Source organism: Aquabacterium sp. (assembly GCF_021768455.1).
In the GTDB taxonomy this organism is placed as follows: domain Bacteria; phylum Pseudomonadota; class Gammaproteobacteria; order Burkholderiales; family Burkholderiaceae_C; genus Aquabacterium.
Genome location: NZ_JAIZVX010000289.1, coordinates 1 through 1,652 on the forward strand (window position 1 = coordinate 1; position 1,652 = coordinate 1,652).

General features: G+C 69.7%; 3 protein-coding genes. All 3 read right to left on the reverse strand.

Translation table 11 applies throughout. The features are described from left to right. A partial coding sequence (locus QZ994_RS19825; RefSeq protein ID WP_290877807.1) for a deoxyribodipyrimidine photo-lyase occupies positions 1–499 on the reverse strand: 499 nt, incomplete at its 3' end. Beyond that, the gene (locus QZ994_RS19830; protein ID WP_290877810.1) at positions 496–669 is read right to left on the reverse strand and encodes a DUF2256 domain-containing protein; all 174 of its coding nucleotides are present in this window, start codon (positions 667–669) and stop codon (positions 496–498) included. The genes QZ994_RS19830 and QZ994_RS19825, both read right to left, overlap by 4 nt. Next, positions 670–1,652, reverse strand: a 983-nt coding sequence (locus tag QZ994_RS19835) for an FAD-binding domain-containing protein (RefSeq protein ID WP_290877813.1), incomplete at its 5' end; no start/stop codon positions are given.

Below are 1,652 nucleotides of genomic sequence, written 5' to 3' on the forward strand. Positions count from 1 at the left end.
CCTGTTCGACCTGTTGACGGAAGGCGGTGAACAGGGCGGGCATCTGTGTCACCGCGAATGGCAGGGCATCGGGCACCAGCATGGTGGCTTGCGGGTGCCAGCTGCAGCGCAATCCCTGGCGCTGGGCCGCATGGCTCAGCAGGCGGGCGTCGTTGGCTTCTTCGGGCGCCGCCAGCAACTCCGCATGCAGGGCCACAGCCTGCGTGGCTTGCAGCAGGGCGGGCAGCACGGTGGCCGGTGCGCCGCGCAGCACCAGCAGGCGGCTGCCCAGGGCCTGCAGGGCGGTGTCCAGCGCTTGCAGTGTGTCGGCCAGCCAGGCCTGGCGTGGTGGCCCCATGCGCTGCGCCACCCAATGCGTGGGGCCGATCTGGGCCGGGTCCCAGGCGAACACGGGCAGCAAAGGCAGGCCGCGTGCGTGCGCCTCGGCGGCCGCTGCGCTCAGGGCGGGGTTGTCGCTCACCCGCAGGTCCTGGCGGAACCAGTGGACGACGCAGCTCATTCGCGGCCCTCCCTGTCGGTGGCGGGCACCTTGGCACCTGTCTGCCGGCAGCGGTCGGAGCAGTAGCGGACGTTTTCCCAGTCGCGCTCCCATTTCTTGCGCCAGGTGAAGGGGCGTGCGCAGCACAGGCAGAGCTTGCTGGGCAGCTGGGACTTTTGACGCATGCGCACTCAGAACTCCAGGGTCAGTTGGGGGCTGTCAGGGGCTTTGGCGCGACCCCCTCGGCGGCGACCATCGCGGAAGGTGCGCGACCCGTGTTTCTCGACGATGGCGCCCACCTCGGCTTTGACCTCGGGCTGGGCCCGCAGGCCGTGCACCCGTGCCTTGGCCTCGCGGGTCGCGGCGGCCAGGTCCACGAGTGGGAGGGGGATGTCGGCTTCGGCATCGGCACCCACGCGCAGCCCACAAGCGGCCTGCACCTCGGGCGGCATGCGCCAGGGCTCGAACAGCCACTCGGGTGGTACACGGCGCATGGCAGGCAGCCAGCGGCGCACGAAGTGCCCTTGCGGGTCATGGTCGTGCGCCTGTTTGATGGGGTTGTAGACCCGGGTGGTGTTGATGCCCGTGGTGCCCGACTGCATCTGCAGCTGGCTCCAGTGGATGCCGGGCTCGTAATCGAGGAACTGGCGTGCCAGCCACTCGCCCACGGGGCGCCAGTGCAGCCACAGCGGGTAGGCCGCCACCGAGACCAGCATGGCGCGCATCCGGAAATTGAGCCAGCCGGTTTCGCGCAGCATGGCCACGCAGGCGTCGACCAGCGGCCAGCCGGTGCGGCCTTGCGTGAGTGCGTCAAGGCGGGCCGGGTCGAAGTCGGGTTCGCGCAGGCCGTCGTAACCGCGGTGCAGGTTGCGCCATTCCAGTTCGGGTTCGCTCTCGAGCTTCTGGATGAAATGGCAGTGCCAGTGCAGGCGGCTCAGGAAGCCCACCAGGCCGGCATGCTGTCGGCGGGCCTGATCGGCTGCACCGATGGCGTCGAGCACCTCCATGCGCGCCTGCGTGGCCTGAACCACTTCTTTCATGCTCAGGCAGCCCAGGGCCAGGTAGGGTGAAAGCCGCGAGCAGGCCGTGGGCGCCGAGAGCGGCGAAGAGATGCCGCCCCGGTACTGCCCACATCGGTCGTGCAGAAAGTCGTCGAGCAGGGCCAGGGCCTGGT